Source organism: Amycolatopsis sp. NPDC048633 (genome assembly GCF_040650695.1).
Classification (GTDB): domain Bacteria; phylum Actinomycetota; class Actinomycetes; order Mycobacteriales; family Pseudonocardiaceae; genus Amycolatopsis.
Window position 1 is genome coordinate 207,965 of record NZ_JBEZHS010000009.1, and the last position, 26,706, is coordinate 234,670.

Sequence of the window (26,706 nt, forward strand, 5' to 3'; positions counted from 1 at the left end):
CGGAACAGCTCGTCTATTTGGCGACCGCGGTGGTCGCCGCCCGGACCCGCGGCCGCAAGGTGAACCCGCTCGGCTTGAGCGTCAAGGACTCGACGATCTTGAGCTCGTACGACGGATCGACGTCGAAGTCGTAGCGCTGCAACACCATCCCCAATGCCAGCACTGCCTCGTGCAGCGCGAACTGGCGGCCGATGCAGGCGCGCTCGCCCGTCCCGAACGGCTTGTACGCCTGCGCCGGCCGCTTCTTCACCGCGGCGGGCTCGAACCGGTCCGGATCGAACTTCTCCGGGTCCGGCCACACCGCGGGATCGCGGTGCACCAGCGGAAGCGGCACGATCACCCAGTCGCCCTCGCGCATCCGGTGCTCGCCGCCGAGCACGACGTCTTCGCGTGCTTCGCGGGCGTAACCCGGCGCGGTCGGCCAGAGCCGCATCGCTTCGTCGAGGCAGCGACGCACGTAACGCAGCTTCGCGACGTCTCCGAAGGCCGGCTCGCGGTCGCCCCACACCGCGTCCACCTCGGCGCGAGCCTTCGCCAGCAGCTCGGGGTGGCGTGTCAGGTAGTACAACGCGAACGACAGCGCGCCGGACGTCGTCTCGTGACCCGCGACGACGAACGTGATGGCCTGGTTGCGGATGTTCACCGGGTCCAGGCGCTCCCCCGTCACCGGGTGGCCCTCGGTGAGCATCAGGCCGAGCAGGTCGCGGCTCTCCTCGCCTGCTGCGCGACGGGCTTCGATGACCTCGTCGACCAGGTTCGTCATGGTCGCGATGTCGGCCTGGTTCTGCTCGGCCGTCCCGGCGAACGCGCGCCGCACGAACGGCAGCTTGACGTTCTGCAGCTGCGCGTACCGCAGCGCGCGGATCATCGCCGTGACGAACGGGTGCGGTTCGCTGCGCTCGAACGAGCCGAACCGGTAGCCGAACCCGGCGAGCCCGATCGTCTCCAGCGTCAGCCGGGTCATGTCGGCGGCGACGTCGACGGGCCCGGTCGCGGCGTCCCAGCGCGCGACGAGCTCGCGGGCGACGTCCAGCATGACCGGGTGGTAGCGGCGCATCGCCTCGGCGGAGAAAGCCGGCTGCAGGATGTCGTGCGCGAGCCGCCAGTTCGGCTCGTGCGTGTGCGCGGTGAACAGCCCGTCGCCGGCGAGCGCGCGCAGGTTCTCGATGCCCATGCCGACGTGCTTGCCGAACTTCGTCTCGTCGTTCAGCTGCGTGACCAGGTCGACGCCGCCGACGAAGACGATCTCGAACCCGAAGATCTTGCGCGTGAAGATCGGCCCGATCCGCCGGCCGATGCGCAGGGTGTCCTGCAGCGGCGTGCGCGGGTTCGCCCCGATCAGGTCGCCGATCACCGGCAGCCGGCCCGGCCGGTGCGGAAGCCCGGTGGTGTCCACGGCGTACCCCCTATTGAACTCGGATCCAATAGGGTCACGATCCCCCGCTACTGAACCCGTGTCAAGTAAGGTCGGGGGAATGCGGACGAGGCTGAGCACCGAGCAGCGACGCGAGCAGCTCCTCACGATCGGGGCCGGACTCTTCGCGAAACGGCCGTACGACGAGGTGTGGATCGAGGAGGTCGCCGAGATCGCCCAGGTCTCCCGCGGCCTGCTGTACCACTACTTCCCCACCAAGAAGGACTTCTTCGCGTCGATCGTCCGCGCGCAACGCGACCAGCTCCTGGAAATGAGCGAGCCCGACCCGGCGCTGCCCGTGGCGGAGCAGCTGCGAGCCGGGCTCGACGTGTACCTCGAGTTCGCGCGCACCCACCCGGACGGCTACCGGATCGTGCACCGGGCCGCGAGCGGAGCCGACCGCGAGATCCAGGAGATCCGCGAGGCCGGGATGGCCGCGAACGCCTCGCGCATCCTGGACGCCGTCAGCCGGCTGACGCCCATCACCGACGTGACACGGCTGGCCGTCCGCGGCTGGCTCGCGTTCGTCTCGACGACGATCCTCGCCTGGCTCGACCAGCCGACGATCACCCAGGAGGAGCTGCGCGACCTGGGCGTCCGGACGTTGTTCGCGGCGGTCGGCGTCACCCCGTGACGGCCGGCGAGGCGGCGTTGTCCACCAGCTTCCGCGGTGCGCCGGAACCGTCCGCCGGAACCGCCCAGACGGCGTTGTCCAGCCCGTAGAGGACGGTGTGGCCGTCCTGCCACAGCGCCTGGTCGTCCACGCTTCGCTGTTCCGCCAGTTCGGTTTCCTGCATCGTCTTCAGGTCCAGGACCGACAGCCGCCAGACGCCTTCGCTCGTCTTCTTCTTGAAGGCGACCCGGGTCGCGTCCGGGGAGAGCGACGGGCATTCGACGTTCTCCCTGACGGTCTTCCCGCGGTAGCGCGCGTAGTCGGCTTCGACGAGGTACGTCTTTCCCTTGCTGCCGAGCGTGGCGTAGAAGCGGTTGCCGTCCGGGGCGAACGTGATGCCCCAGTAGTTGACGTCCGCGGCGAAGTACCGCTGGTCGCCGACGAACACCGGGAGCTCCTCGATCGTCTTGACGAGCCGTCCGGTGTCGACCTCGTAGAGCCCGGCGCGCGTCGAAAAGCCGGTCTGCGCGTACGAGTCGCCGGTGACGAACAGCGTCCAGTCGACGCGCTTGCCGTCCGGGGACACCCGGGCGCGGCTCGGCGTGCCGGGCAGGGTTTCGTTGTGGCGGACGGCGAGGTGGTCGTCGAGGACGAGGACGTCGGTCACCGCCGGGAGCGTGCCGGGCTTTACCGCGAGGCACACCGCGGTCTGCTTCGCCGCCGCGAACCGGTCGCACTTCAGGCCGCTGAGCTGCCGTTTTCCCTGGTCGATGGTGCCGACGCGGCCGGTGGCGGTGTCGCGGAACAGCAGCTGACCGGGGCTCAGCGCGAGCGGGGCGGCCGGTTCGGCGTCCGCGGTGTCGTGGCGGGCGCTGACGGTGTAGCCGACGGCCGCGGCGATCAGGAGTGCCGTGCCGAGGAGGGCGAGGACGAGTTTCTTCACGGGCGCACCGGTTTCGCGAGAGCGGCGGCGAGGGCGACGACGGCCAGGCAGACCGCGGCGACGAGCACCGCGGGCCGCAGGTCCCAGAGCGTCCAGGCCAGTCCGAAGAGGACGGACGAGAGCATGCGGGCCACGGCCTGCCCGGTCTGCACGACCGCCATCCCGGTGGCCCGGAGTTCGCGCGGGATGAGCGGGCCGGCGGCGGCCATGAGGACGCCGTCGGTGGCCGCGTAGAACACGCCGTGCAGGCCGAGGGCGACGACGGGGAGCACCGCGTAGGCCGGGCCGCAGAGCAAGACCAGCGCCAGGCACAGGGCGACGTGGCCGCCGAGGAAGACGGGCCAGCGGCCGACGCGGTCGGCGAGCTTGCCGAGCGGCACGGCCAGCACCAGGTAGACCCCGGCGGTGCCCAGCGGCAGGAGCGGGAAGAACGTCGCCGCGATCTCCCAGCGCCGCTGGAGGGCGAGGTAGACGAACGAGTCGCCGACGGTCACCAGGCCGAGCAGCGCGGCCCAGAGGGTCACGCGCCGGAAGTCGCTCTGCTTCAGGAGGCTGAACGCGGCTCTGGCGGAAACTGCGGCGCGGTCGACGCCGCCGGGATGATCCTTGACGAACAAGGCCAGCAGCAGCACGGCGATCGTGGCGACGCAGAAACTCGTGAAGAACACGCTCGTGTAGCTGCCGAGGCTCAGCGCGAGCACCGCCATCGCGACCAGGGGGCCGAGGAACGCGCCGACGGTGTCGAGGGCACGGTGCACCCCGAACGACCGGCCGAGCGCGTCCGGCGTGCTGCTGAGGGAGATCAGGGCGTCGCGCGGGGCGGTGCGCAGGCCCTTGCCGGTGCGGTCGGCGGCGAGGACGACGCCGATCGCCGCGACCGACGAACCGGCCGCGACCAGGCCGAGCTTGCACACCGCGGACAAGCCGTACCCGAACCCGGCGACGGCCTTGAGCCGCCGCCACCGGTCGGCGAGGTGCCCGCCGAGCACCCGCACGAGGGCGGTGGCGCCCGCGTAGAGCCCGTCGAGCAGGCCGAACTGCAGCGGGTTCAGGCCGAGGCCGAGCACCAGGTAGAGCGGGAGGACGGCGGTGACCATCTCCGAAGAGACGTCGGTGACCAGGCTGACCATGCCGAGCGCCACCACGTTGGCGGACACCCGTTTCAGCGCGGGTTTCCGGTCGGTGCCGGCCGCCAGGTCCGAGGTACGGCTTGCCGCGATGTACATGCCCGCTCCTACCGGTGGCAGGTGTAGGTCGGGCTGCTGTCGAGGACCTTGCTGTCGACGCCGATCAGCTGCGACTGGAACGAGTTGTCCGTCATCGACAGCTTCAGGACGCCGAAGGTCTTCAGCAGCTTGGCGGTCGTCGCGTGGGCGGGACTCAGGTCGTAGAGGTTCGCACCGCCGGAACCGCCGACGATCTCGACGGGGCCCTTCGCGTCGGCCTTGCCGTCGGCGTTCTGCGGGACGAACCGCTCGTAGTCGTGGTCGTGGCCGTTGAGGACGAGGTCGACCTTGTTGGCGGTCATGATGTTCCAGAGCTCGAGGCTGTCCTTGTTGTCGCCGTGGTCGCCGGAGCTCCAGCGCGGGTGGTGGTAGTACGCGGCGACGCAGCCCTTCTTGTTGTTCGCGAGGTCCTGCTTCAGCCAGGTGATCTGGGGCGGCTCGGCGAAGTCGTCGTGGGTGACGAAGTCGTTGGAATCGAGAGCGATGAAGTGCCAGTTGCCCATTTCCCAGCTGTAGTAACGCTTTCCCTGCGGCTTGGCGATGGCGCCGAAGTAGTCCTCGTAGCCCTTGAACGGCGTGTCGTCGTAGGACTCGTGGTTGCCCGGGATCGGGTGGGTGATGCTCTTGAACTTGCCCCAGGTCTTGTCGTAGTAGGACTTGAAGTCCGAGAGGTGGGCGTCGTCGTACTGGTTGTCGCCCATGGTGATCAGGGCGGCCGGGTTCATCTGCTCGACCAGCTTGGCGGTCTTCACGTGGACGCAGCTCGAACTGCTCGCCGTGCAGCGCTCGGCGATGTCGCCCGCCGCGGCGAGGACGAAGCCGGATCCGCTGCCCGCCTTGGTCTTCACGGTGACCGGGGCGCTGTTTCCCGAGACGTTGCCGGCGGCGTCGCGGGCGCGGACGGCGTAGGAGTAGCTGGTGTCGGGCGTGAGGCCGCTGTCGGTGTAGGACGGGGTCGTGCTGGTGGCGACGGCGGTACCGTCGCGGAGGATGTCGTACCCGGCGACGCCGACGTTGTCCGTGGCGGCGCTCCACGTCAGGGCGGCGCTGGTGGCGGTGGTCGGGCCGGCGGTGAGGCCGGCCGGGGTGGTCGGGGCCTGGGTGTCGCCGGAGGAGTCCGTGGAGCCGAAGACCTGCATCTCCCAAAAGGAGTAGCCGTAGCTCGTCGCGCGGGTGACGCCGACGAAGCGGACGTACCGGCCGTGGGCGTTCAGGGTGAGGTCGTCGGTCTTGCCGTCCCCGTTGTCGACGGTGGTGGCGGCGGTGAAGTTCGTGCCGTCGTCGGAGACTTCGATGCGGTACTTCTTGGCGTAGGCGGCTTCCCAGGTGAGGAGGACCCGGTGGATCGCGGCGGACTGGCCGAGGTCGATCCGCAGCCACTGCGGGTCGGCGCTTTCGGCACTGGCCCAGCGGGTGGTGGTGCTGCCGTCGACGGCTTTGGTTCCGGCGTACGACGAGCTCTCGGTGGTGGAGGTCGCGACGGGTTTCCCTTGGGAGAGCAGGACATCGGCTTGGGTACCGGCCGTGGCGATCGCCGAGGGCAGCAGGACGATCGCCGCTATCACGGGCGTGAGACGGGTGAATGTGCGTAGACGGGTCGACGGCACGTCGCGCTCCTTCTGGGCCTGGCGGTGGCTGGTGGGCTGCGGCGTTCAATCTGTTAAGAAAGTTTCCTAACTAAGGCGGACTGTATCGGTGACCGGTTTCGGCTGACAAGACGTGTCTTGTCGTTGAATCGGTCAAGAGGGTGAGTTTCGCGGGTTTTCCGCTGGTCAAAGGGGTTCCCGTTGAGCGGCGCACTGCTCCGCACCTCGGGACAGGGGGTCGCAGACGCCCGACCTTTCCCGTTTTTGTCGGTGGTCGCGGGTAGCGTGGGAACCGGGGGCAGCGCCCATCACCTCGCGCACGCTTCCCTTGTTTCACAACAAAATCGTGTCGCGCGCGGTCGCCGGAGTTCACCCGATCCAGCGATGATCTTCGCTCAGATGTTCGGGTAGCTTCGGATGTATGACCTCAACCCAGCAGTTTCTTGATCTCGGTGGCCGCGGCGCGCCCCGCCCGGTTCGCCCCGACCGTGCTGGCCGATGGCCCGTACCCCACGAGGTGCAGCCGCGGCTCACGCACCACGCGCGTACCGTCCATCCGGATCCCGCCCCCGGGTTCGCGCACGTGCAGCGGCGCGAGGTGGTCGATCGCCGCGCGGAAACCCGTCGCCCAGAGGATGACGTCGGCGTCGAAGCGCGAGCCGTCCGCCCACTCGACGCCGTCGGGCGTGATGCGCTCGAACATCGGCCGCCGCTCGAGGATCCCGGCCGCGCGCGCGGCCCGCACCTCCGGCGTCACGGCGAGATCGGTCACGCTCACCACGCTCTCGGGCGGCAACCCGGCCCGCACGCGCTCGTCGACCTTCGCGACGGCGTCGCGTCCCCAGTTCTCGCTGAACGGCTCGTCGCGCCACACAGGCGGACGCCGGGTCACCCACGCGGTCGCGCGAGCGAGCGGGGCGAACTCCATGAGTAGCTGAACGGCCGACGCCCCACCCCCGACCACGACGACCCGCCGGCCACGGAACTCTTCGGGGCCGGTGTAGTCCGCCGTGTGCACCTGGCGGCCGGCGAAGCTCTCCTGGCCGGGATAGTGCGGCCAGAAGGGCCGGTCCCACGTGCCGGTAGCGCTGATCACGGCCCGCGCGGCCCAGGACTCGGCTGGGCTCGCCACCACCAATCGCTCCCCCGCCCGCGTCACGGACTGGACGTCGACGGGCCGGAAAACCGGGAGGTCATAGACGCTTTCAAAGCGCGCGAAGTACTCCGAAACGACTTCGGAGGCGGGCCGCGTCACGTCCGGGCGGCCGAAGGCCATGCCGGGCAGGTCGTAGATGCCATGCACCTTGCCGAGCACGAGGGAGGGCCACCGGTACTGCCACGCGCCCCCGGCGCGCTTCCCGTGATCGAGGACGACGAAGCCACGGTCGTTGGCGAACCCGGCCCGGCGCAGGTGATAGGCGGCCGAGAGTCCCGCCTGCCCCGCACCGATCACCACCACGTCGGTCTCGTGATCCGCACCGCTCATGTGAGGTTCAACGGCTGGCAGCGGAGGGTATTTCGCGCCATAGATCACACGGCTTCTGGTTGCGCGCGGGCTTGCGAGAACGCGCGGCGCTGTCGGCCACGAGCCTCGCGCAGCCAATCCATACGCCAGCTCAGCCGGCGGCGCGATCGCAGCTACCCGAGGCCTGCGCGCAGCTCACCTCGCTCGGAAGCACGATCGTGCGCAGCCACACCGGCAACCAACGCGCAGCCCAACCCCCGCCCGACAACACGACCGCACCCAGCCACCCCCGCAACCGGCGTACAACCGAACCCCCGCCCACCAACACGATCGCGCCCAGCCACCCCGACAACTGACGCGCAGCCCAACCTCGCCCACCGACAACGACCGCGCCCAGCCACCCCCGGCAACCAACGCGCAGCCCAACCCCCACCCACCGACAACGATCGCGCCCAGCCACCCCGACAACCGGCGTACAACCGAACCTCACCCGCCGGCGCGACCGGCCACCCCAGCCAGCCGCGCGTCGCCGGTCACACGGCAACGCGGTTACGTCCAGCCTCCTTGGCGCGGTACAACGCGGCGTCGGCCGCGCGGAGCACGTCATCGAGCGTCGGCCCCGTTTCCGGGTGGCGGGCCACTCCGATCGACACCGACAGCCCGCTCACCCGCACCGTGCCGCTGCCGGTCGAGATCACGACGTTCAGCTCCCCCACCGCCACCCGCACGCGTTCGGCGATGCCGAGCACGTCGACGCGGCCGATGGCCGGCAGCAGCACCACGAACTCCTCGCCGCCGAAGCGGCCGACCGTGTCGCCTTGGCGCACCGCGCCGGAGATCGCCACCGCGACCGCGGCCAGGACGTCGTCGCCGGTGAGGTGGCCGTACGTGTCGTTGATGCGCTTGAAGTGGTCGAGGTCGATCATCAGCACCGCGAAGCCGCCGCCGGTGGAGCCGCCGGTGGAGCCTCGCCGGTGCGCGCGGGTGTGTTCGCGCACCGCGGAGTCGTGCCAGCCGGCGGTGTTGAGCAGCCCCGTCTTCTCGTCGGTGACGGCCGCGACCTGCAACTGCTGTTTCAGCAGCAGGTAGCGGTGCAGCAGCAACAACGGCGCGACGACGAACACCACCAGCACCGGCTGCTCGGCCAGCGCCAGCGCGGCGAGGCCGCCCAGACAGAGGGTCGCCAGCTCGAAGGCGTTGTCCTCCCAGGTGCCGATCAGGTCGGCCGCCGAGCGCTTGCTCGTGTAGAGGTAGATCCCGGCCGAGACCAGGCCGATGTTCACCAGCTCGAACACCGCGGCGGCCAGGCAGAGCGCGAACAGCCCGCGCGTCGTCTGCAACGGCGTCCCGTGCAGCCCGGACACCGCGAGAACGGACGAAGCAGCGAAGCACGAGAGCATCGCCCAAGCCGTGCTGGCGACGAAGCGATGCGCGGGCCGCGTACGGACCTGACGCCACACGCGCACCCACAGGTGCGTGTAGAGCACGACGGCCAGCAGTGCCACCCAGGCCGGCGGCAGCAGGACGACGCCGGCGAGGTACCAGACCGACGTGACGTTGATGTGGGTCTGCCCGCTCATCCACCGCCGCAGCCGCTCGATGCGGCGCGACATTTCGGCCTGCGCGACGCCGAGCGCGACCAGCACCGCGAACCAGACCGGCCGCACGGGCCCGCCGAACCCGGTGACCAGCGCGGCCCCGGTCGCGACGACGGCGACCAGCTCACAACCGAGCGCGTAGGTGATCCAGCGGGCTTTCGCCCCGGCCCACATCTCCCATCGCGCGGGCCAGCCCGGCCAGGCGGAAAGCGTTTCCCGGCGCACGGCGGCCTGGGCTCTCAAGAGCCGAGGCCACAGAAGTGACGGACCGGCATCGTGACGTACCCCTTGCGCGAAGTTCGGCCGACCAGGTAGCCCAGCGTAGCCGTTCCGACGAAGCGCGTCGCCAGTCCGGGCGAATTGCGGGCAACACACCTGCCCGAAGACCCGCGCAGGGTAGATCCACCCAGCTCAGCGGCTCACCAAAGGATCATCGCGCCGGGAAGGCGGACCTGAGAACGCCGAAGGGGGAATCCCACCCACGCGATCCCGGATGCGCGTGTCGCCGCCACCAGCGCAGATGGCCGAGCACAGCGCGGGCACCTGCGCCAATCCAGCTCGCCCGCGCGGCGAGCGGACAGCACAAACCCACCTCACCCGCGCAACGCAGGCCCAGCTCAGCTTCGCCCCACCGCCGAACAGCGGCTACTTCCGCAGCGCCCGGATGATCGCCACCAGGCCGACCACCGCCGCGATTCCCAGCACCACCGGCGCCAGGCGCTTCAACACCGACTGCCCCGCGTAGTCGAGCAGGTCGATCGCTTCCGTCTCCGGGGCCGCCGGAACACTGCGCAGCGGCGGGCGCTCCGTCGCCGGCTTCGGGTCCGTGTTGATCTCGGCCGTCGTCGGGGCGGGCTTGACCGCCGGCTTGGCCACCGGCTCCGCGGTCGCCGTCGGCTCGGGTGCCGGTGCCTCGGGCGTGGGCGCCGGGGCGGGCTCAGCCGGAGCCGGAGTCGATTCCGGCGGGGCCAGCTTGCCCGACAGGCACCCCGCGAACGTGTCCAGGATCTTGCCGCCGACCTCGCTGATCAGGCCGCGGCCGAACTGGGCCGGCTTGCCCGTGATCGACAGGTCCGTCGCCACCGTGCCGTGCGTCCCGCCTTCGGCCTCCGTCAGCGTCAGCGTCACCGTCGCCGCTGCCGTGCCCGATCCGCGGGAGTCCTTGCCCGATGCCTTGATCGTGACCTTGTGAGCGGCGTCGTCCTTCTCCAGGAACTCGCCGTTTCCCTTGTACAGCAGGGAAATCGGCCCGAGCTTGACCTTCACCGTCCCGCTGAACTTGTCTCCTTCGACCTTGGTCAGCGTGGCGCCCGGCATGCACGGCGCGACGCGCTCGGGGTCGACGACCGCCTGCCAGACCTCGCCGATCGGAGCCGGGACGGTGAATTCGTGGTCGAGCCGCACGGGCCGACCTCCTCTCTGCCAGACCTGAGGTGTCCGGTGCCCACCCTAGCCGCCGCCGGGGCGGCGGCCAGGGGGACGAACTCCGAACGTCAGGCGCCGGCCGCCGCCGCGATGGCCCGGCCCGTCAGCACCTCGGCCAGGTGACGGCGGTATTCGACGTCGGCGTTGCTGTCGACCGGCGGATTCGTGCCCTCCGCCGCGTGCGACGCCGCCGCCGCGATCGAGTCGGCCGAGGCCTGGGCCCCGACCAGCGCCGCTTCGACGCCCGAAGCGCGCACCGGGGTCGAGCCCATGTTCGTCAGCGCGACCCGGGCCTCCTCGATGACGCCCGCTTCGGTGCGGACGGTGACCGCGACCGCGACCATCGACCACGCCTGGGCGACGCGGTTGAACTTCTCGTAGTGCGCCCGCCACCCGGTGTGCTTGGGCACGCGGACCTCGACCAGCAGCTCGTCCGCGGCCAGCGCCGTGGTGAAGAGGTCCTGGAAGAACTCCGCGGCCGGCATCGTCCGGCGCCCCGAAGGCCCGGCCAGCACCAGCGACGCCTCCAGCGCCAGCACCGGCGCGAGGAGGTCCCCGGCCGGGTCGGCGTGCGAAATGGCGCCGCCGAGCGTGCCGCGGTGGCGGATCTGCGGGTCGGCCACCGTGTCGGTCGCCTCCTTGAGCAGCGCCGCGTGCTCGGCGACCAGCGGGTCACGCTGGACGTCGTAGTGCGTGGTCATCGCCCCGATCACCAGCTCATCGCCGTCTTCGCGCACGCCACGCAGCTCCGCGACGCGCCCGAGGTCGATCAGCGTCGTCGGCGTGGCCAGCCGCATCCGCAGCACCGGCAGCAGGCTCTGCCCGCCGGCCAGCACCTTGGCGTCCTCGCCCGCCGACGCCAGCGCCTGCACCGCTTCGTCCACTGTGGACGGGCGGACGTAGTCGAAGGAAGCCGGGATCACTGCGCACCTCCGGTGGCGTCGATGGAGCCGAGGCCGCCGCCGGCTTCCTCGCGGCCGGGGCCGCCGGCGTCGGTGGTGCCGTGCCGCAGGGCGTGCCACACCCGCATCGGCGTCAACGGCATCTCGATGTCGTTCACCCCGAACTGCCGCACCGCGTCGATCACCGCGTTGACGACGGCCGGCGTGGACGCGATCGTGCCCGCTTCGCCGACGCCCTTGGCGCCGAGCGGGTTCGTCGTCGACGGCGTCTCCGTGCGGTCCGTGGTGAACGAGGGCAGGTCGGCCGCCGACGGCAGCAGGTAGTCGGCGAACGTGCCGGTGGTGAGCGTGCCGCTCTCGTCGTGCTCGGTGCCTTCGAACAGCGCCTGCGCGATGCCCTGCGCGAGCCCGCCGTGCACCTGGCCCTCGACGATCAGCGGGTTCACCGCCACGCCGACGTCGTCGACGCACACGTACGAGCGCAGCTTGATCCGGCCCGTTTCGGTGTCGACCTCGGTGGCACACAGGTGCGTGCCGTGCGGGAACGAGAAGTTCTCCGGGTCGAACGTCGCGTCCGAGTCGAGCGACGGCTCGATCCCGTCGGGCAGGTTGTGCGCGAAGAACGTCGCGAGCGCGACGTCGCCCATGGTCGTGGACGTGTCGGTGCCCTTCACGGTGAACTTGCCGTTGGCGAACTCCAGGTCGTCCTCGGCGCATTCGAGCAGGTGCGCCGCGATCGGCTTGGCCTTCGCGACCACCTTCTCGGCGGCCTTGATGACGGCGATCCCGCCGACCACCAGCGACCGCGAGCCGTAGGTGTCCAGGCCCTTGTGCGACGACTGCGTGTCGCCGTGCAGGATCTCGACGTCCTCGAACGCGACGCCCAGCTGGTCGGCGACGATCTGGCTCCACGCCGTCTCGTGCCCCTGGCCGTGCGCGGACGCACCGGTGGTCACCTCGACCTTGCCGGTGGGCAGCATCCGGATCGACGCGTACTCCCAGCCGCCGGCGCCGTAGGCCAGCGAGCCGAGCACCCGCGACGGCGCGAGCCCGCACATCTCGGTGAACGTCGAGATGCCGATGCCGAGCTGCACCTTGTCCTTCGACGCCCGGCGCTTCTCCTGCTCGGCGCGCAGGCCGTCGTAGTCGAAGAGCTGCTTGGCCTTGGCCGTCGCGGCTTCGTAGTTGCCCGAGTCGTAGGTCAGCCCGCACACCGTGGTGAACGGGAACTCTTCGTGCTTGATCCAGTTCTTCTCGCGCAGCTCCATCGGGTCCATGCCGAGCTCGACGGCGAGCTCGTCCATGATCCGCTCGATCCCGAACGTCGCCTCCGGGCGGCCGGCGCCGCGGTAGGCGTCGGTCAGCGTCGTCGTCGTGTACACGTTGGTGCACGCGAAGTGGTACGCCGGGAACTTGTAGATCGCGTTGAACATGAACGCGCCGAGGATCGGCACCCCGGGACCGACGAGGCCGTTGTACGCGCCGAGGTTGGCGAGCAGCTCGACCTTGAGCCCGGTCACCTGGCCGTCGCGGGTCGAGGTGATGGTGATGTCCTGGATCTGGTCACGGCCGTGGTGCGCCGCGAGCATCGTCTCGGACCGCGTCTCGTTCCACTTGACCGGTTTGCCGAGCTTCTGCGCGACGAGCAGCGACATCATCTCTTCGGGCAGGACACCGATCTTGCCGCCGAAACCGCCGCCGACGTCCGGGGCGATCACGCGCAGCTTGTGCTCGGGGATCCCGAGCGTCAGCGCCGACATCACGCGCAGGATGTGCGGGACCTGAGTGGCCGCCCACATGGTGATCTGGGCGCTGGTCGGGTCGACGACGCAGGCGCGTGGCTCCATGAACGCCGGGACGAGGCGCTGCTGCCGGAAGCGGCGCTTGACGACGACCTCCGACGAGCTGATCGCTTCCTCGACGCTGCCACCGGTGCCGGCCTCGGCGGAGTCGAACTTCCAGACCGCGCTCGTGTTGGTGCCGAGGTCCTCGTGGACCAGCGCGGCGCCGTCGGCGATGGCGGCTTCCATGTCGAGGATGACCGGCAGCTCGTCGTACTCGACGTCGATCTCTTCGAGCGCGTCGTGCGCTTCGGCGGACGTGCGGGCGACCACGACCGCGACGCCTTCACCGGCGAAGTTGACCTGGTCGGAGGCGAGGATCGGCCGCCGCGGGGCTTTCATGTCCGGCGTGATCGGCCACGCGCAGGGCATGCCGATCGAGCCGTCCGGGTCGAGGTCCTTCGCGGTGAAGACGGCGACGACGCCGGACGCGCCCTTCGCCGCCGACGTGTCGATCGAGACGATCTTGGCGTGTGCGAACGGGCTGCGCAGGACCGCCATGTGCAGCATCCCGGGCAGCGCGATGTTGTCGGTCCAGCGCGTGCGGCCGGTGATCAGCCGCTCGTCTTCCTTGCGGCGTCGTGACTTTCCGACTTCCGGTTCGATCGTGGCGGTCATCAGTCACCACCCACGCCGGCGTGCTTGGTCTCGGTGATCCGCTCGGCTTCGGGACCGGCGCCGGGACTCATGTTCTGTGCGGCGTCCCGCACGGCGCGGACGATGTTCTGGTAGCCGGTGCACCGGCAGAGGTTGCCTTCGAGGCCTTCGCGGACGGCCTGTTCGTCCGGGTCCGGGTTGTCGGCCAGCAGGTCGATCGACTGCATGATCATGCCCGGCGTGCAGAACCCGCACTGCAGGGCGTGGTTGTCGTGGAAAGCTTTCTGCACCGGGTGCAGCTGCCCGTCGCGGGCGAGGCCTTCGATGGTGGTGACCTCGCAGCCGTCGGCCTGCACGGCCAGGACGGAGCAGGACTTCACGCTGTGCCCGTCCAGGTGGACGGTGCAGGCGCCGCAATTGCTGGTGTCGCAGCCGACGACGGTGCCGACCTTCCCGAGCTTTTCCCGGAGGTGGTGCACCAGCAGGGTGCGGGGCTCGACTTCGTCGGTGTACTTCGTCCCGTCGACAGTGACGGTAATGCGCATCAGGCCTCCAAAAGCCGGTTCGGGAACGGCCCGCCCGACCGTGATCGGGCTCACAGACTCCCGAGCGTGCTACGCGACCTTCGCGCGGACAAGTCCTGATGTCACACGTTCAACTATCTGTTCCGCAGATACGCGAGTATCCACTGTGGAACTCCGCATCTGCGGAAGTCCGGATGGGTGAACTTTTGTGGGCCACCCGGAGCAGCGCTTCCCCCGAGCGCCTCAGCCGTGAATGCGACCGGTCAGCTCCGCGAGACGCTTGCCGCCGCCGCCCCACCGCAGCGCGATGATCTCCGCGGCGATCGACACAGCCGTCTCTTCCGGAGTCCGCGCACCGAGGTCGAGACCGATCGGCGAGGACAGCCTTTCCAGCTCCGGCTCGGTGATCCCGGCTTCGCGCAGGCGCGAGAACCGGTCGTCGTGCGTCTTGCGGGAGCCCATCGCGCCGACGTAGCCGACGTCCAGCCGCAGCGCGACCTCCAGCAGCGGCACGTCGAACTTCGGGTCGTGGGTCAGCACCGCGATGGCCGTGCGCTGGTCGATCCGGCCCGCCGCGGCTTCCGCCTGCAGGTACCGGTGCGGCCAGTCGACGACGACGTCGTGCGCGTCCGGGAAGCGGCTGCTGGTGGCGAACACCGGCCGCGCGTCGCAGACCGTGACCTGGTAGCCGAGGTAGGCGCCCATCCGCGCCATCGCGGCGGCGAAGTCGATCGCGCCGAACACCAGCAGCCGGGGCGGCGGCTCGAAGGAGTTGACGAACACCGCCATGCCCTCGCCGCGGCGCTGCCCGTCCGGGCCGTAGTGCAGGGTGCCGGTGCGGCCGCTGGCCAGCAGGCCGCGCGCGTCGTCGGCGACGGCGTCGTCCATCCGCGACGACCCCAGCGAGCCCACGGCCCGGTCCGGCCAGACGATCATGTGCTCGCCGACCAGGCCTTCGCGCTCGTGCTCGATGACCGTGACGACCGCGACGGGCTCGCCGCTGCGCACCGACGCGACGACGTCGCCAAGCTCCGGCATCGACGCGCGGTCGACGTGCTCGACGTAGATGTCGATGATCCCGCCGCAGGTCAGGCCGACCGCGAACGCGTCGTCGTCGGTGACGCCGTAGCGCTGCAGCACCGGCTTGCGCTCGGCGACGACCTCCTGCGCCAGCTCGTAGACCGCGCCTTCGACGCAGCCGCCGGACACACTGCCGGCGACGGTGCCGTCGGGCGCGACGACCATCGCGGCGCCGGGGGCGCGCGGAGCCGACGAGAAGGTGGCGACCACGGTGCCGAGCCCCACGGTCTCACCGTCGGACCAGCGGCGGAACACGTCGTCCAGTACGTCACGCATCGGAAATCTCCCCGAGCAGTCGTTCCAAAGTGGCCAGGGTGTGCCCGGCCAGCAGCCGGTCGATGTGGGGCAGTGCGGCCACGATGCCCGACTGGACCGGAGCGTACCCCGCACGGCCGGCGTGCGGATTCACCCAGAATACGGCGTGCGCGAGCCGGCGCAGGCGAGCGAGCTGCTCGCCGAGCAGACCGGTGTCGCCGCGCTCCCAGCCGTCGGAGAACACCGTGACCACGGCGCGGCGGGCCACGCCGCGCTGGCCCCAGCGGTCGAGGAACGCCCGCAGCGTCTCGCCGAGCCGGGTGCCACCGGCGAAGTCCGGCACCGCCGAGCCCGCCGCGAGCATCGCGCGTTCCGGGTCGCGTTGACGCAGCTGGCGCGAGACCCGGGTCAGCCGCGTGCCGAGGGTGAAGACCTCGACGGACTGGGGGGCGCTGCGCGTGAGGACGTGGGCGAACCGGAGCAGGGCGTCGGCGTACGGGCTCATCGAACCCGAGACGTCGATGAGCAGCACGACCCGCCGCGGCTTGCTGGCCCGCCGGACGTACGCCAGTTTCAGGGGTTCGCCGCCGCTGGCGAGCATGGCGCGCAGCGTCCGGGAGGGATCGAGCCGGCCGCGCCTGGCGGGGGTCTTGCGCGAGGCCGGCCGCTTCGGGGGCACGGGTTTCAGGGTGGCCAGCAGCTCGCGGAGGTGTTCGCGTTCGGCGGTGGTCAGCGCGGCGAGGTCCCGGTGACGCAGGACCTCCTGGGCGCTCGCGGCGACTTTCAGCTGCTCAGGGCCGTCGCCCCCCTCGGCGTTCGAGCCGTCGGCGTCGACGAGCGGTGCGATCCGGGCCTGCTTCGGCATGGCGGACTTGGCGCGCTGCGGGGTGGTGGTTTCGATCGAAAACCACTGACTGAAGGCCTCTTCGTAGCACGGGAGATCGTCGGGGCTCGAGCACAGCGTGAGGCGGCCCGCCCAGTAGAGCTGGGTGGGCTCGGCGACGTCGATCTCGGCGACGGCGGCCAGGTAGGCCTGCACGCGACGCGCGTCGCAGGCAACCCCGGCTTCGCGCAGAGCGGCGGCGAACCCGGCGTACCCGGCGACGGGATCGGCGGCGGTGGTCATGACTCCATTGTGCGCTCGACCGGGTTCAAGGGGTGGACGAGCGCCTCGCCCGTGCTGTCCGACCTGCGTGCTGTCTCTGCGTCCCGGCGAGGAGTCGAACCTCGGACCTCGGCGTTCGTAGCGCCGCGCTCTGTCCTGCTGAGCTACCGGGACGGGGCGGTCTGCGCGCACGTCCCTCCCCGGACGGGCGCAGACCGCGCTCTTCGCCGCAACCGACCCGAGGTAGCGAGGGGTGGGCGCGAAGAGCCTTCAGGAAGATTCAGCGAACGGCACGGGAGATCGTGCCGCATCGGTATTGCCGGACTTCGGTCACGATCTCCTCCTCTCGGTGGTGTTGCCTGCTGTGCTGGGAAAAGCATGCCGGAGCCCGCCGAGGTGGTCAACGCAATTAACGCGGTCCTTTGTGGACTATCCGGCGGTCAGGCGAACAGGGCGTCGAGTTTCGCCCGGACCCGGTCGAGGTCTTCGCTGTATTTCAGGACGGCACCGAGTGTCCGCGCCGCCGATGCCGCGTCGAGCTCGTCGCGATGCAGGGCCTGCAGGGCCCTCGCCCAGTCGAGGGACTCCGCCACCCCCGGCGGCTTCAGCAGATCCATCTCGCGGAGCCGGTGCACCGCTTCCGCGATCTGCCGGGCCAGGAGCTCGCCGATGTCCGGAATCCGCCGGCGCAGGATGGTGACCTCGCGCGCCAAGTCCGGGTGCTCCAGCCAGTGGTAGAGGCAGCGGCGCTTGAGGGCGTCGTGCACTTCGCGGGTCCGGTTCGAGGTCAGCACCACGAGCGGCGGCACCTCGGCACGGACTTCGCCGTACTCGGGGATGGTCACGGCGTGCTCGTCGAGCAGCTGGAGGAGGAAGGCTTCGAACTCGTCGTCGGCGCGGTCGATCTCGTCGACCAGCAGCACGCACGGCGAGGTGATGAGGGCCTGCAGCAGCGGGCGCGCGAGCAGGAAGCGTTCGGTGTAGAGCGAGCGCTCGGCGGACTCGACGTCGACCCGCCCGTCCCCGGCGGCTTCGAGGGCCCGCAGGTGCAGGAGCTGGCGCGGGAAGTCCCATTCGTAGAGCGCCTGGGCGGCGTCGATGCCCTCGTGGCACTGGAGGCGGACGAGCGGCCGGTCGAGCGCGGTGGCCAGCGCGATGGCGAGCGAGGTCTTGCCGGTGCCGGGTTCGCCTTCGCAGAACAGCGGGCGGCCCATGCGGAGGGCGAGGAACCCGGCGGTGGCGAGGCCGTCATCGGCGAGGTAGCCGGTGGAGTCCAGCGCGGCGGCGAGTTCTTCAGGCGAGTCGGTCACGCTGTCGATCGTAGGCGGCGCGACGGCTCGGCGCGGGTCACCGTTGTGGACGGGGTGGACGGGGTGGCTCGGGGTGTTCGGAGGGACGACACGCGTGACTGGATGGTCGACACGCGTGACTGGGCGGACGACACGCGCGCCTGGAGGGTCGGCTCGCGTACCTGGAGGGTCGGCTCGCGTACCTGGGCGGTCGGCTCGCGTGCCTGGAGGGTCGGCTTGTGTGCCTGGGGAGTCGGCTCGCATGCCTGGAAGGTCGGCCCGTGTGCCCGGAGCGTCGGCTCGCGTACCTGCAGAGCCGGCTCGCGTACCCGGAGGGTCGGTTTGTGTGTCTGGGGGGGTCAGCTTGCGAGTCGGGTGGGGTGCGGGTGGTGGTCAGGTGGGGAGGTCGGTGCGGTGGTCGACGTCGCGGCCGCTGCCCAGGTCGGCGCACTCGATGAGCTTCAGGTCGGGGCGGCCTGACAGCCAGTCTCGGGCGCCGCGGTCGCCCTGGGCGGTTTCGGCGATTTCGGGCCACCAGTGGCGGCCGAGGAGGACTGGGTGGCCGGGGATGCCGTCGTAGGCCGCGCGGGCGACGGTTTCGGGGGTCGCGTCTGCCGCGACGCGGGCGAGGATGTCCGCACCCACCCAGGGCAGGTCGACGAGGTGCACCAGCGCGGCGACCGGGCCGGTTTCCTGGGCGAGCGCGGCGAGGCCGGCTTTGAGGGAAGCGCCCATCCCGGTCTCCCAGCCTTCGGCCCGTATGGCTTGGGTGGGGTCGGGCAGGAGTGCGCTGACCTCGTCGGCCGCCGCGCCGAGAACGACTCGGACGGGAGTGCAGCCGGCGGCGGTCAGGGTGGCGAGTGCGCGCAGGACGAGGGGTTGGCCATCGAGTTCGGCGAGCGCTTTCGGGCCGCCGAAGCGACGGCCGGCCCCGGCGGCGAGAAGAAGGCCCGCGACGGGCGGAGTGCGGGGTGCGGCCGAGGTCATGGGCGCGCCGGCTTTGCGCGGGGCGCCGTTGCGGAAGGCCAAGGCGAGTCGGTCGGCGGGAACTCCAGCACCAGCCGGGCAGTCCGCCGACACCGGTCAGCCACGGGCTCGGCCGAGTTGTCCGTTGGTGGTCGGGTGGGGGCTTGCTCAGCCATGGGCTCGGCCGGGGGCGCCTACTGCCAGGTCGGCTTCTATTGCCTTCGCCGTTTCCAGTAGGGGTGGTACCAGGTCCTTCCGGACCGACTCCGCCGTTGTGCGGCTCGCGTGCGTTGACAGGTTCACCGCCGCCACCACCCGGCCCTGGCGGTCGTGGATCGGGGCCGCCACCGAGCGGAGGCCTTCCTCCAGTTCCTGGTCCACCATGGCCCAGCCCTGGTCGGTCACCTTGGCCAGTTCCGTTCGGAGGCGGTCCGGGGCCGTGACCGTGCGGTCCGTCAGGCGGTCGAGCTTCGCCACCACGAAGTACGCCTCCAGCTCCGCCTTGCTCAGGCCGGCCAGCAGGACGTGCCCCATCGACGTCGCGTACGCCGGGAAGCGGGTTCCCACGTTGATGCTCACCGTCATGATGCGGGAGACCGCCACCCGCGCCACGTAGACGATGTCCGTTCCCTCCAGGACCGATACCGAGCTCGACTCGTGGACGCCCGCCGACAGGTGCTCCAGGTGGGGCTGGGCCACCTCCGGCAGCGTCATGCTCGACAGGTACGAGTAGCCCAGCTCCAGGACGCGGGCCGTCAGAGAAAAGTACTTGCCGTCCGTGCGGACGTAGCCGAGGTCGGTCAACGTCAGCAGGAAACGGCGGGCCGCGGCGCGGGTCAGGCCCGTCGCGCGGGCGACGTCGCTCAGGGTCAGCTCCGCCGCGTCCGCGTGGAATGCCTTGATCACGGCCAAGCCGCGCTCCAGCGACTGCACGTGGTGGGCACCACGGTGCGCCGGCTCGCTGTCCAGCTCGGCTTCGATGGGCCTCCCCGCGTCCATGTCCGGCACCTTATCCGGCGTCAGCGGGCAGGGCGGTCGGCTCGCCGAGCTCGGCCAGGGTGCGCTGCGCGATGGCGAACGCCGCGTTCGCCGCCGGGGCGCCCGCGTAGACCGCCGTGTGCAACAGGACCTCGCCGATCTCGGCCGCCGTGAGGCCGTGGCGGACCGCGGCCCGGACGTGCATCGGCAGCTCGTTGTGCGCCTGCAGCGCGGTCAGCGCCGCGAGCGTGACGCAGCTGCGCGTCCGGCGGTCGAGGCCGTCGCGGGCCCAGACCGAGCCCCACGCGCCTTCGGTGATGTAGTCCTGGAACGGGCGGCTGAAGTCCGTGGTGCCCGCGACCGCGCGGTCGACGTGCTCGTCGCCGAGCACCTCGCGCCGGACCTTCATGCCCTGCTCGTGACGGTCTTCGCTCATGTCTTTCGGTGTCACAGCGCCTCCAAGTGCTCGAGGATCAGCCTCGTGAATTCTTCGGGCTGTTCGTAGTTGCCCAGGTGCGCGGCGTCCGGCACGACCTCCAGCCGCGCGCCCGGGATGCCCGCCGCGATCAGGTCGGCGTGGCCTTCCGGTGGGGTGGCCGGGTCGTCGGCGCCCGCGATGACCAGGGTCGGCGCGGTGATCTTCGGCAGCACGTCGAGCAGGTCCATCCGCTCGATCGCGCCGCAGCATTCCGCGTAGCCCTCGGCCGGGACGGCGGCGATCATCGAGCGCAGGAACGCGGCGCGGTCCGGGTGCCGCTCGGCGTACCCGGGGGTCAGCCAGCGGGTGACCCCGGCGGCGGCCACCGCGCCGGTGCCTTTCTCGCGGACCGTGCGGGCCCGGTCGGCCCACATCTCCGGCGGGCCGAGCTTCGCGGACGTGCAGCAGAGCACCAGGCTCGCGATCCGGTCCGGCGCGTGCGCGCCGAGCCACATCCCCGTCATCCCGCCGAGCGACAAGCCCACGAGGTGCGCTTTCGCGACCCCGAGGTCTTCGAGCAACGCGATGAAGTCGAAGCCGAGGTCTTCGAGGTCGTACGGGCCCGGCGGCACCGGCGAGGCGCCGTGCCCGCGCGTGTCGTAGCGGACCACCCGGAAGCCGCGCTCCAGCAGCGGCACGACCTGGGGTTCCCACATCCGGATGTCGCTGCCGAGCGATCCGCCGAACACCACCACCGGCCCGTCTTCGGGCCCTTCGACGACCCGGTGCAGCCGCACGGAACCCACGCCGTCACCTCCGTTCGCGCTCGTCATACCCGGAAGAACACCGTCTCGCCGTCGCCTTGGAGGCGCACGTCGAACCGGTAGCCGTCGCCGGTCTTCGCCGCGATCAGCGTGCCGCGCCGCTCCTCCGGGACCGTCGCCAGCACCGGGTCTTCCGAGTTGTCCTGGTCCTCGAAGTAGATCCGCGTGACGCACCGGTTGAGCAGGCCGCGCGCGAACACCGACACGTCGATGTGCCGGGCCTGCGTGGCGCCGCCCTCGCCGGGCACCACACCCGGGAGCACGGTGAGGATCCCGTACGTGCCCTCGGGAGTGGTCGGGCAGCGGCCGAAGCCGCGGAAGTCGCCGGACGCCTCGCCGCGCGGGTCGTCGGGGTGGCGGAACCCGCCGTCCGGGTCGGCCTGCCACGTCTCGATCATGGCGTCCGGGACCAGGTCGCCGTGGCCGTCGCGGACGACGCCGCGGATCCAGAACGCGCCGGGCGTGCCCTCGGGCACGACGTGCGGGCCGTCGGGCCAGGGCAGCCCGATCGACAGGTACGGGCCGACGGTCTGCGAAGGGGTGGGAAGCAGCTTGGTCATTCGTCCTCGTCCTCTTCCTCTTCGAACACCGACGCCTCGCTCCCCCGCAGGACGATGTCGAACTGGAACCCCAGCGCCCACTCCGGCTGCGTGATCTCGTGGTCGTAGCGCGAGACCATGCGCTGCCGGGCCTTCTCGTCCGGGATGGAGTTGAAGATCGGGTCCTGGGAGAAGAGCGGGTCGTCCGGGAAGTACATCTGGGTGACCAGCCGCTGCGTGAACGCCGAGCCGAACACCGAGAAGTGGATGTGCGCGGGGCGCCAGGCGTTGTCGTGGTTCTTCCACGGGTACGCGCCGGGCTTGATGGTGGTGAAGGTGTAGCGGCCGTCGCTGTCGGTCAGGGCGCGCCCGACGCCGTCGAAGTTCGGGTCGAGCGGCGACGGCCAGCGGTCGCCGGTGTGGCGGTAGCGGCCGCCCGCGTTCGCCTGCCAGATCTCGACGAGGGAGTCGCGCACCGGGCGGCCGTCGCCGTCGAGCAGCCGGCCGGTGACGATGATCCGCTGGCCCTGCGGTTCGCCGGCGTGCCGGCGGGTGAGGTCGTTGTCGAGCTCGCCGAGGCGGCCGGGCCCGAGCAGCGGGCCGGTGACCTCGGTCAGCATCTGCGGGAGCAGCACCAGGTCCTGCTTGGGGTACCGCAGCGCCGTGGAGCGATAGCCGGTGAAGTCGAGCGGGGGATGCGTGCCTTCGGGGTCTTCGCCGTAGCGGGGCAGCCTGAGTTCGGTCGGAGTAGCCATGTCTTCTCTCCCTTACCGGCCTTCGAGGACGACGGCCAGGCCCTGGCCGACGCCGATGCAGATGGCGGCGAGTCCCCAGCCGCCGCCGCGGCGGTGGAGGTCGTGCGCCAGGGTGCCGAGGATGCGGCCGCCGGACGCGCCGAGCGGGTGGCCGATCGCGATCGCGCCGCCGTGGGTGTTCACGATCTCCGGGTCGAGCTTCTTCCAGTCGCGCAGGCAGGCCAGCGACTGGGCGGCGAAGGCTTCGTTGAGCTCGACCGCGACCAGGTCGTCCCAGCCGATGCCGGCGCGCTCGAGGGCGATCTCCGCCGCGCGCACCGGGCCGATGCCGAAGACGTCCGGGTCGACGCCCGCCGCGCCGCGCCCGGCAATCCGGGCCAGCGGGGTCGCGTTGAGCCGGCTCGCGCTCGCTTCGTCGCCGAGGAGGAGCGCCGACGCGCCGTCGTTCAGCGGGGAGGCGTTGCCCGCCGTGACAGTGCCGTTCTCCTTGCGGAAGGCGGGCTTCAGCTTGGCCAGCTTCCCGGCGCTCGAGTCCGGGCGGATGCCTTCGTCGCGGGCCAGGTCCACGCCTTCGACCGGGACGACCATGTCGTCGTAGAAGCCTTCGTCCCACGCCTTCGCGGCGTTGACGTGGCTGCGGGCGGCGAACTCGTCTTGCTCGGCACGGCCGATGCCGTAGCGCTCGGCGAGCTTTTCGGTGGACTCGCCGAGGGAGATCGTCCACTGTGACGGCATTTCCGGGTTGACCATGCGCCAGCCGAGCGCGGTGTTGTAGAGGGTCTGGTTGCCCGCGGGGAAGGCCTTCTCCGGCTTCGGCATGACGAGTGGCGAGCGGGTCATGGACTCGACGCCGCCGGCGACCACCAAGGACGCGTCGCCGACCTGGATCGCGCGGCTGGCCTGCATCACCGCGTCGAGACCGGAGCCGCACAGGCGGTTGACCGTGTTGCCGGGAACGCTCGTGGGCCAGCCGGCCAGGAGGGTGGCCATGCGGGCGACGTTGCGGTTGTCCTCGCCCGCGCCGTTCGCATCGCCGAGAGTGACCTCGTCCACTGTGGACGGGTCGAGGCCGGTGCGGGCCACGAGGGCCTTGAGCACGCCCGCGGCCAGGTCGTCCGGGCGGACGCCGGCCAGTGCGCCGCCGTAGCGGCCGAACGGGGTGCGGATCGCGTCGAGGACGTAGACGTCGGTCATGCGTTCGCCTTCCGGGTCGGCGGCGCGAAGGTCGCCGGGTGGTCGAGTGGGGACGGTTCAGTGCGGTTGTGAGAGCAGGGCGACGGTCACCGATTCACCTTGCCACGGCGGATCACGCGTTCTCCAGTTCTCGGAGGAGGGTCAGCTCCTGCTCGGTCGGGGCGGGGGTGACCTTCAGGTCGTCCGCCACCTTCAGGGCCCATCCCGTCGCCTTGATCGCCTGCTCCAGCTCCACGCCCGGGTGGAGCTCGGTGAGGGTCAGCTCGGCCGTCTCCGGGTCGGGACGCATCAGGCCGAGGTCGGTGACGACCAGCGTCGGGCCCTGGCCCGGGAGGCCGAGCGCTTCGCGGTCGCCCTTGCCCGAGCCGTGGCCGAAGGACGTCACGAAGTCGACCTTCTCCACGAACGCGCGGGGGCTCTGGCGCAGCACGATGAACACCTCGCCGCACGACGCCGCGATCTCCGGGGCACCGCCCGCGCCCGGCAGCCGGACCTTCGGGTCGTGGTAGTCGGAGCCGATCACCGTCGTGTTGATGTTGCCGAACTTGTCCAGTTGGGCGGCGCCGAGGAAGCCGACGTCGATCCGGCCCGGCTGGAGCCAGTAGTTGAACACCTCGGGGACGCTGACCACCGCGTCGGCGGTGTCGGCCAGCTCGCCGTCGCCGATGGACAGCGGGAGGCGAGACGGCTTCGCGCCCAGGCAGCCGGACTCGTAGATCAGCGTGAGGTTCGGGGCGTGCGCGCGGCGGGCGAGGTTCGCCGCCTTGCTCGGGAGGCCGATGCCGACGAAGCAGGACATGCCGTCGCCGAGCGCGCGGGCCGCCGCGACGCTCATCATCTCGTCGGCGGTGTAGTCGGTGCTCATGCCTTCACCCCGGTCAGCTCGTTCAGCCACTTCGTGAACCCGTCGCGGTCACGGCCCACCTCGTCCCACGCCTGGTACGCCGAGTTGTCGCGCTCGTAGTAGCCCGCCGCGTACGACGGCTTCGCGCCGCCCGGGACCTCGGCCACCGCCGTGACCACCCAGGACGGGAGGATCACCGCGCCCACCCGGGGCTCCAGCTCGTCGACGATCTCTTCGACCGTCACGATCGAGCGCTTCGCCGCCAGGACCGCTTCCTTCTGGACGCCGGTGATGCCCCACATCTGGACGTTGCCCGCGCGGTCGGCGCGCTGCGCGTGGACGATCGTGACGTCCGGGTTCAGCGCCGGGACCGCGGTGAGCCGCTCGCCGGTGAACGGGCACGTGATCGGCTTGATCGTGTCGGTCTGCGCGGGCAGGTCCGTGCCCGTGTAGCCGCGCAGCACCGCGAACGGCAGGCCGGACGCGCCGGCGACGTACCGGTTCGCCATGCCCGCGTGGCTGTGTTCCTCGATCTCCAGCGGTACCGGCCAGTCGTGCTGGACCGCGTCACGGAAGCGGTGCAGGGAGCCGACACCGGGGTTGCCACCCCAGGAGAAGATCAGCTTGCTCGCGCAGCCCGCGCCGATCAGCTGGTCGTACACGATGTCCGGGGTCATCCGCACCAGCGTCAGACCTCGCCGGCCCTGCCGGATGATCTCCTGCCCGGCCGCGACCGGGATGAGGTGCGTGAAGCCCTCGAGCGCGACGGTGTCGCCGTCGTGCACCAGCCGGCCGACGGCCTCCTCCAGTGACAGCAGCTCTGCCATCTCACTCTCCCGCATTAGTTCGCATCACGCACACTCGTTCTGAAACCGAACATAGCATGCCGCGCGGGCCGCCGACCAGACGTCTTCCACCCAATGGATGACGCAGGCATGACGAAGGGGACTTTCCGCGCGTGACCAGCGAGGAAAGTCCCCTTCGAGGACAAGGAGTCAGCCGATCCGGACCAGCCGGGAGCCGTGCGGCGGCACCGAAGAAGCCGTCCACGAGCCCCGGAACCGCCCGAGGTCCTTCCGCGCGACGAGGTCACGCACCGGCCGCGCCCCGGGAACACCCAGGTCCACCGTGATGTCCGCGGGCGTGGAACCCAGGTTGTAGACGGCCGCGTACGTCCGGCCGTCCGGCGCGCGCTTCTTCCACACCTGGAGGTTCCCGCCGGCCACCTGGGTCGCGTAGGACCCGGACTGGTCGACCCGGATGACCTCGGGGTTCGTCAGGATCGAGACGGCGGCGGAGTCCAGGAAGTAGATGTCTCCCCCGACGTACAGCGGCGACGACGCCATCGACCAGAACGTCATGACGCTCTGCCGCTCGACGTCTGAGATCCCGTCCTGGATGCCGCTGCCGGTGTTGTTGCTGATCGGCATCGAGTCCAGGTCCGGCCGGTACTGCGAGCCGAACACCCCCTGCCAGTTCGGCAGGTCCGTCCAGCGCGCCTTCACCGAACTGTCCCAGGTGGACACGGTCTCGCAGTAGCACTCGACGTCGGTGTCGATCCGGACGCCGTTGGCATGCGGAGCGAGAGCGGGCCCGATGGACCGCGGCACCGGCCACGCGCTCGCCGTCAGCCACATCGGCCGCCGCGCGTGGTCGATCGCCTTGGACCAGGCGGCGATATCCGGGACGTTGTCCGCGGTCGTGCCGTCGACCTTGACGAAGTCGACGCCCCAGGACGCGAAGCGAGCCACGATCGAGTCGTAGTACTTCTGCGCACACGGGTTCCTGAAGTCGACCTTCCAGTTGCCGCCCCAGCCGTTCGACGGCGTCAGCGGTCGATAGGCGATGTCCTGCGCGTGGCACGAAGTCCCGAGGATGGGCGCGTTCTTGTCGTAGACCTCCTTCTCCAGCCCGGTCACGGCGTACAGGCCGAGCTTGAGCCCGAGACCGTGCACGTAGGAGGCCAACGCGGGGATGCCGGACGGGAACCGCCCCGGATCCGGCGTCGGGATCCCGTTGACGTCGGTGTGGAACACCCACGAGAGGTCGGCGTTCCAGCCGGAGTCGATGTTGACGTAGGTGTAGCCCGCGGACTTGAGCTTCGATGCCATGGCCGAGGCCGCGTCGCGGACGTGCGACTCGTTCAGCCACGAAGTGCCGTAACCCGCGCGGGTCGACGACTCGAGGCTCCAGCTGCTCCAGCCCATGAACGGCTTGACGAACGGCGTCCGCGCCTCGGCGACCGGCACCAAGAGGGAAAGAAAACCGAGCACAGCGAGGAAAACGGAAAGGAGGCGCTTCACTGAACACTCCTCAAAACGGGGA

The 26,706-nt window shown here is 70.7% G+C and carries 24 protein-coding genes and 1 tRNA gene; 1 reads left to right on the forward strand and 24 read right to left on the reverse strand.

Translation table 11 applies throughout. The features are described 5' to 3' along the window. Nucleotides 1-13: 13 nt before the first annotated feature. Complete coding sequence (locus AB0C38_RS19280; protein WP_360674757.1) at nucleotides 14-1,396, reverse strand: cytochrome P450; 1,383 nt, start codon at nucleotides 1,394-1,396, stop codon at nucleotides 14-16. Nucleotides 1,397-1,475: 79 nt separating this feature from the next. On the opposite strand from AB0C38_RS19280, the gene AB0C38_RS19285 reads away from it, so the two are divergent. After that, nucleotides 1,476-2,048, forward strand: a complete 573-nt coding sequence (locus AB0C38_RS19285) for a TetR/AcrR family transcriptional regulator (RefSeq protein WP_360674760.1) — start codon at nucleotides 1,476-1,478, stop codon at nucleotides 2,046-2,048. Here the strand turns inward: AB0C38_RS19285 and AB0C38_RS19290 are convergent. The 23 genes from AB0C38_RS19290 to AB0C38_RS19400 form a co-directional block, all read right to left on the reverse strand. Next, nucleotides 2,038-2,970, reverse strand: coding sequence for a hypothetical protein (locus tag AB0C38_RS19290; protein ID WP_360674763.1), 933 nt, complete (start codon nucleotides 2,968-2,970; stop codon nucleotides 2,038-2,040). The genes AB0C38_RS19285 and AB0C38_RS19290 overlap by 11 nt on opposite strands. Next, nucleotides 2,967-4,196, reverse strand: coding sequence for an MFS transporter (locus tag AB0C38_RS19295; RefSeq protein WP_360674766.1), 1,230 nt, complete (start codon nucleotides 4,194-4,196; stop codon nucleotides 2,967-2,969). Before AB0C38_RS19295 ends, AB0C38_RS19290 begins: the two co-directional genes overlap by 4 nt. An 8-nt stretch (nucleotides 4,197-4,204) precedes the next feature. Beyond that, on the reverse strand, nucleotides 4,205-5,761 hold the full coding sequence (locus tag AB0C38_RS19300) for a discoidin domain-containing protein (RefSeq protein WP_360674904.1): 1,557 nt from the start codon (nucleotides 5,759-5,761) through the stop codon (nucleotides 4,205-4,207). Between the two features lie 448 nt (nucleotides 5,762-6,209). Beyond that, complete coding sequence (locus AB0C38_RS19305; RefSeq protein WP_360674769.1) at nucleotides 6,210-7,268, reverse strand: NAD(P)-binding domain-containing protein; 1,059 nt, start codon at nucleotides 7,266-7,268, stop codon at nucleotides 6,210-6,212. A 512-nt stretch (nucleotides 7,269-7,780) separates the two neighbouring features. Beyond that, nucleotides 7,781-9,088: a GGDEF domain-containing protein gene (locus AB0C38_RS19310; protein ID WP_360674772.1), complete on the reverse strand. Its 1,308-nt coding sequence runs from the start codon at nucleotides 9,086-9,088 to the stop codon at nucleotides 7,781-7,783. A 402-nt stretch (nucleotides 9,089-9,490) separates the two neighbouring features. Then, a complete protein-coding gene (locus tag AB0C38_RS19315) occupies nucleotides 9,491-10,249 on the reverse strand; it encodes an SRPBCC family protein (RefSeq protein WP_360674775.1) in 759 nt (252 codons plus the stop codon). 89 nt (nucleotides 10,250-10,338) lie between these two features. Next, a complete protein-coding gene (locus tag AB0C38_RS19320) occupies nucleotides 10,339-11,193 on the reverse strand; it encodes a xanthine dehydrogenase family protein subunit M (RefSeq protein WP_360674778.1) in 855 nt (284 codons plus the stop codon). Continuing rightward, nucleotides 11,190-13,631, reverse strand: a complete 2,442-nt coding sequence (locus tag AB0C38_RS19325; protein ID WP_360674781.1) for a molybdopterin cofactor-binding domain-containing protein — start codon at nucleotides 13,629-13,631, stop codon at nucleotides 11,190-11,192. The genes AB0C38_RS19320 and AB0C38_RS19325 overlap by 4 nt, the downstream gene beginning before the upstream one ends. Then, complete coding sequence (locus AB0C38_RS19330) at nucleotides 13,631-14,155, reverse strand: (2Fe-2S)-binding protein (RefSeq protein WP_360674784.1); 525 nt, start codon at nucleotides 14,153-14,155, stop codon at nucleotides 13,631-13,633. The genes AB0C38_RS19325 and AB0C38_RS19330 overlap by 1 nt, the downstream gene beginning before the upstream one ends. Before the next feature lie 222 nt (nucleotides 14,156-14,377). Beyond that, on the reverse strand, nucleotides 14,378-15,490 hold the full coding sequence (locus AB0C38_RS19335) for an XdhC/CoxI family protein (RefSeq protein ID WP_360674787.1): 1,113 nt from the start codon (nucleotides 15,488-15,490) through the stop codon (nucleotides 14,378-14,380). Further along, complete coding sequence (locus AB0C38_RS19340; RefSeq protein ID WP_360674790.1) at nucleotides 15,483-16,595, reverse strand: VWA domain-containing protein; 1,113 nt, start codon at nucleotides 16,593-16,595, stop codon at nucleotides 15,483-15,485. The genes AB0C38_RS19335 and AB0C38_RS19340 overlap by 8 nt, the downstream gene beginning before the upstream one ends. Nucleotides 16,596-16,674: 79 nt before the next feature. Beyond that, nucleotides 16,675-16,748 (reverse strand) — tRNA-Arg (locus tag AB0C38_RS19345). A 266-nt stretch (nucleotides 16,749-17,014) separates the two neighbouring features. Beyond that, the gene (locus tag AB0C38_RS19350; RefSeq protein WP_360674793.1) at nucleotides 17,015-17,884 is read right to left on the reverse strand and encodes a MoxR family ATPase; all 870 of its coding nucleotides are present in this window, start codon (nucleotides 17,882-17,884) and stop codon (nucleotides 17,015-17,017) included. Nucleotides 17,885-18,256: 372 nt separating this feature from the next. Then, entirely contained in the window at nucleotides 18,257-18,850 is a 594-nt protein-coding gene (locus AB0C38_RS19355) for a nucleotidyltransferase family protein (protein WP_360674907.1), read from the reverse strand. A gap of 147 nt (nucleotides 18,851-18,997) precedes the next feature. Further along, the gene (locus AB0C38_RS19360) at nucleotides 18,998-19,828 is read right to left on the reverse strand and encodes an IclR family transcriptional regulator C-terminal domain-containing protein (protein WP_360674796.1); all 831 of its coding nucleotides are present in this window, start codon (nucleotides 19,826-19,828) and stop codon (nucleotides 18,998-19,000) included. A 10-nt stretch (nucleotides 19,829-19,838) separates the two neighbouring features. Then, a complete protein-coding gene (gene pcaC, locus AB0C38_RS19365; RefSeq protein ID WP_360674799.1) occupies nucleotides 19,839-20,243 on the reverse strand; it encodes a 4-carboxymuconolactone decarboxylase in 405 nt (134 codons plus the stop codon). An 11-nt stretch (nucleotides 20,244-20,254) separates the two neighbouring features. Beyond that, the gene (gene pcaD, locus AB0C38_RS19370) at nucleotides 20,255-21,031 is read right to left on the reverse strand and encodes a 3-oxoadipate enol-lactonase (protein ID WP_360674802.1); all 777 of its coding nucleotides are present in this window, start codon (nucleotides 21,029-21,031) and stop codon (nucleotides 20,255-20,257) included. Nucleotides 21,032-21,054: 23 nt separating this feature from the next. Next, the gene (gene pcaG / locus AB0C38_RS19375; RefSeq protein ID WP_360674805.1) at nucleotides 21,055-21,609 is read right to left on the reverse strand and encodes a protocatechuate 3,4-dioxygenase subunit alpha; all 555 of its coding nucleotides are present in this window, start codon (nucleotides 21,607-21,609) and stop codon (nucleotides 21,055-21,057) included. Next, on the reverse strand, nucleotides 21,606-22,343 hold the full coding sequence (gene pcaH / locus AB0C38_RS19380; RefSeq protein ID WP_360674808.1) for a protocatechuate 3,4-dioxygenase subunit beta: 738 nt from the start codon (nucleotides 22,341-22,343) through the stop codon (nucleotides 21,606-21,608). The genes pcaG and pcaH overlap by 4 nt, the downstream gene beginning before the upstream one ends. Nucleotides 22,344-22,355: 12 nt before the next feature. Beyond that, nucleotides 22,356-23,537 (reverse strand): thiolase family protein, encoded by a 1,182-nt coding sequence (locus tag AB0C38_RS19385; protein WP_360674811.1) that lies wholly within the window; start codon nucleotides 23,535-23,537, stop codon nucleotides 22,356-22,358. 112 nt (nucleotides 23,538-23,649) lie between these two features. Then, nucleotides 23,650-24,402, reverse strand: a complete 753-nt coding sequence (locus tag AB0C38_RS19390) for a CoA-transferase subunit beta (RefSeq protein ID WP_360674814.1) — start codon at nucleotides 24,400-24,402, stop codon at nucleotides 23,650-23,652. Further along, a complete protein-coding gene (locus tag AB0C38_RS19395; RefSeq protein WP_360674817.1) occupies nucleotides 24,399-25,208 on the reverse strand; it encodes a CoA-transferase in 810 nt (269 codons plus the stop codon). Before AB0C38_RS19395 ends, AB0C38_RS19390 begins: the two co-directional genes overlap by 4 nt. 168 nt (nucleotides 25,209-25,376) lie before the next feature. After that, on the reverse strand, nucleotides 25,377-26,684 hold the full coding sequence (locus AB0C38_RS19400) for a glycoside hydrolase family 27 protein (protein ID WP_360674820.1): 1,308 nt from the start codon (nucleotides 26,682-26,684) through the stop codon (nucleotides 25,377-25,379). Nucleotides 26,685-26,706: the final 22 nt, after the last annotated feature.

What these genes read in the sequence shown, in the direction of transcription:
- AB0C38_RS19390 (WP_360674814.1), bottom strand. Translation starts at nt 24,402, where the DNA reads ATGAGCACCGACTACACCGCCGACGAGATGATGAGCGTCGCGGCGGCC.
- AB0C38_RS19360 (WP_360674796.1), bottom strand. Translation starts at nt 19,828, where the DNA reads ATGGACGCGGGGAGGCCCATCGAAGCCGAGCTGGACAGCGAGCCGGCG.
- AB0C38_RS19385 (WP_360674811.1), bottom strand. Translation starts at nt 23,537, where the DNA reads ATGACCGACGTCTACGTCCTCGACGCGATCCGCACCCCGTTCGGCCGC.
- pcaH (WP_360674808.1), bottom strand. Translation starts at nt 22,343, where the DNA reads ATGGCTACTCCGACCGAACTCAGGCTGCCCCGCTACGGCGAAGACCCC.
- AB0C38_RS19335 (WP_360674787.1), bottom strand. Translation starts at nt 15,490, where the DNA reads ATGCGTGACGTACTGGACGACGTGTTCCGCCGCTGGTCCGACGGTGAG.
- pcaC (WP_360674799.1), bottom strand. Translation starts at nt 20,243, where the DNA reads ATGAGCGAAGACCGTCACGAGCAGGGCATGAAGGTCCGGCGCGAGGTG.
- AB0C38_RS19355 (WP_360674907.1), bottom strand. Translation starts at nt 18,850, where the DNA reads ATGACCTCGGCCGCACCCCGCACTCCGCCCGTCGCGGGCCTTCTTCTC.
- AB0C38_RS19325 (WP_360674781.1), bottom strand. Translation starts at nt 13,631, where the DNA reads ATGACCGCCACGATCGAACCGGAAGTCGGAAAGTCACGACGCCGCAAG.
- AB0C38_RS19330 (WP_360674784.1), bottom strand. Translation starts at nt 14,155, where the DNA reads ATGCGCATTACCGTCACTGTCGACGGGACGAAGTACACCGACGAAGTC.
- pcaG (WP_360674805.1), bottom strand. Translation starts at nt 21,609, where the DNA reads ATGACCAAGCTGCTTCCCACCCCTTCGCAGACCGTCGGCCCGTACCTG.
- AB0C38_RS19340 (WP_360674790.1), bottom strand. Translation starts at nt 16,595, where the DNA reads ATGACCACCGCCGCCGATCCCGTCGCCGGGTACGCCGGGTTCGCCGCC.
- AB0C38_RS19285 (WP_360674760.1), top strand. Translation starts at nt 1,476, where the DNA reads ATGCGGACGAGGCTGAGCACCGAGCAGCGACGCGAGCAGCTCCTCACG.
- AB0C38_RS19305 (WP_360674769.1), bottom strand. Translation starts at nt 7,268, where the DNA reads ATGAGCGGTGCGGATCACGAGACCGACGTGGTGGTGATCGGTGCGGGG.
- AB0C38_RS19295 (WP_360674766.1), bottom strand. Translation starts at nt 4,196, where the DNA reads ATGTACATCGCGGCAAGCCGTACCTCGGACCTGGCGGCCGGCACCGAC.
- AB0C38_RS19395 (WP_360674817.1), bottom strand. Translation starts at nt 25,208, where the DNA reads ATGGCAGAGCTGCTGTCACTGGAGGAGGCCGTCGGCCGGCTGGTGCAC.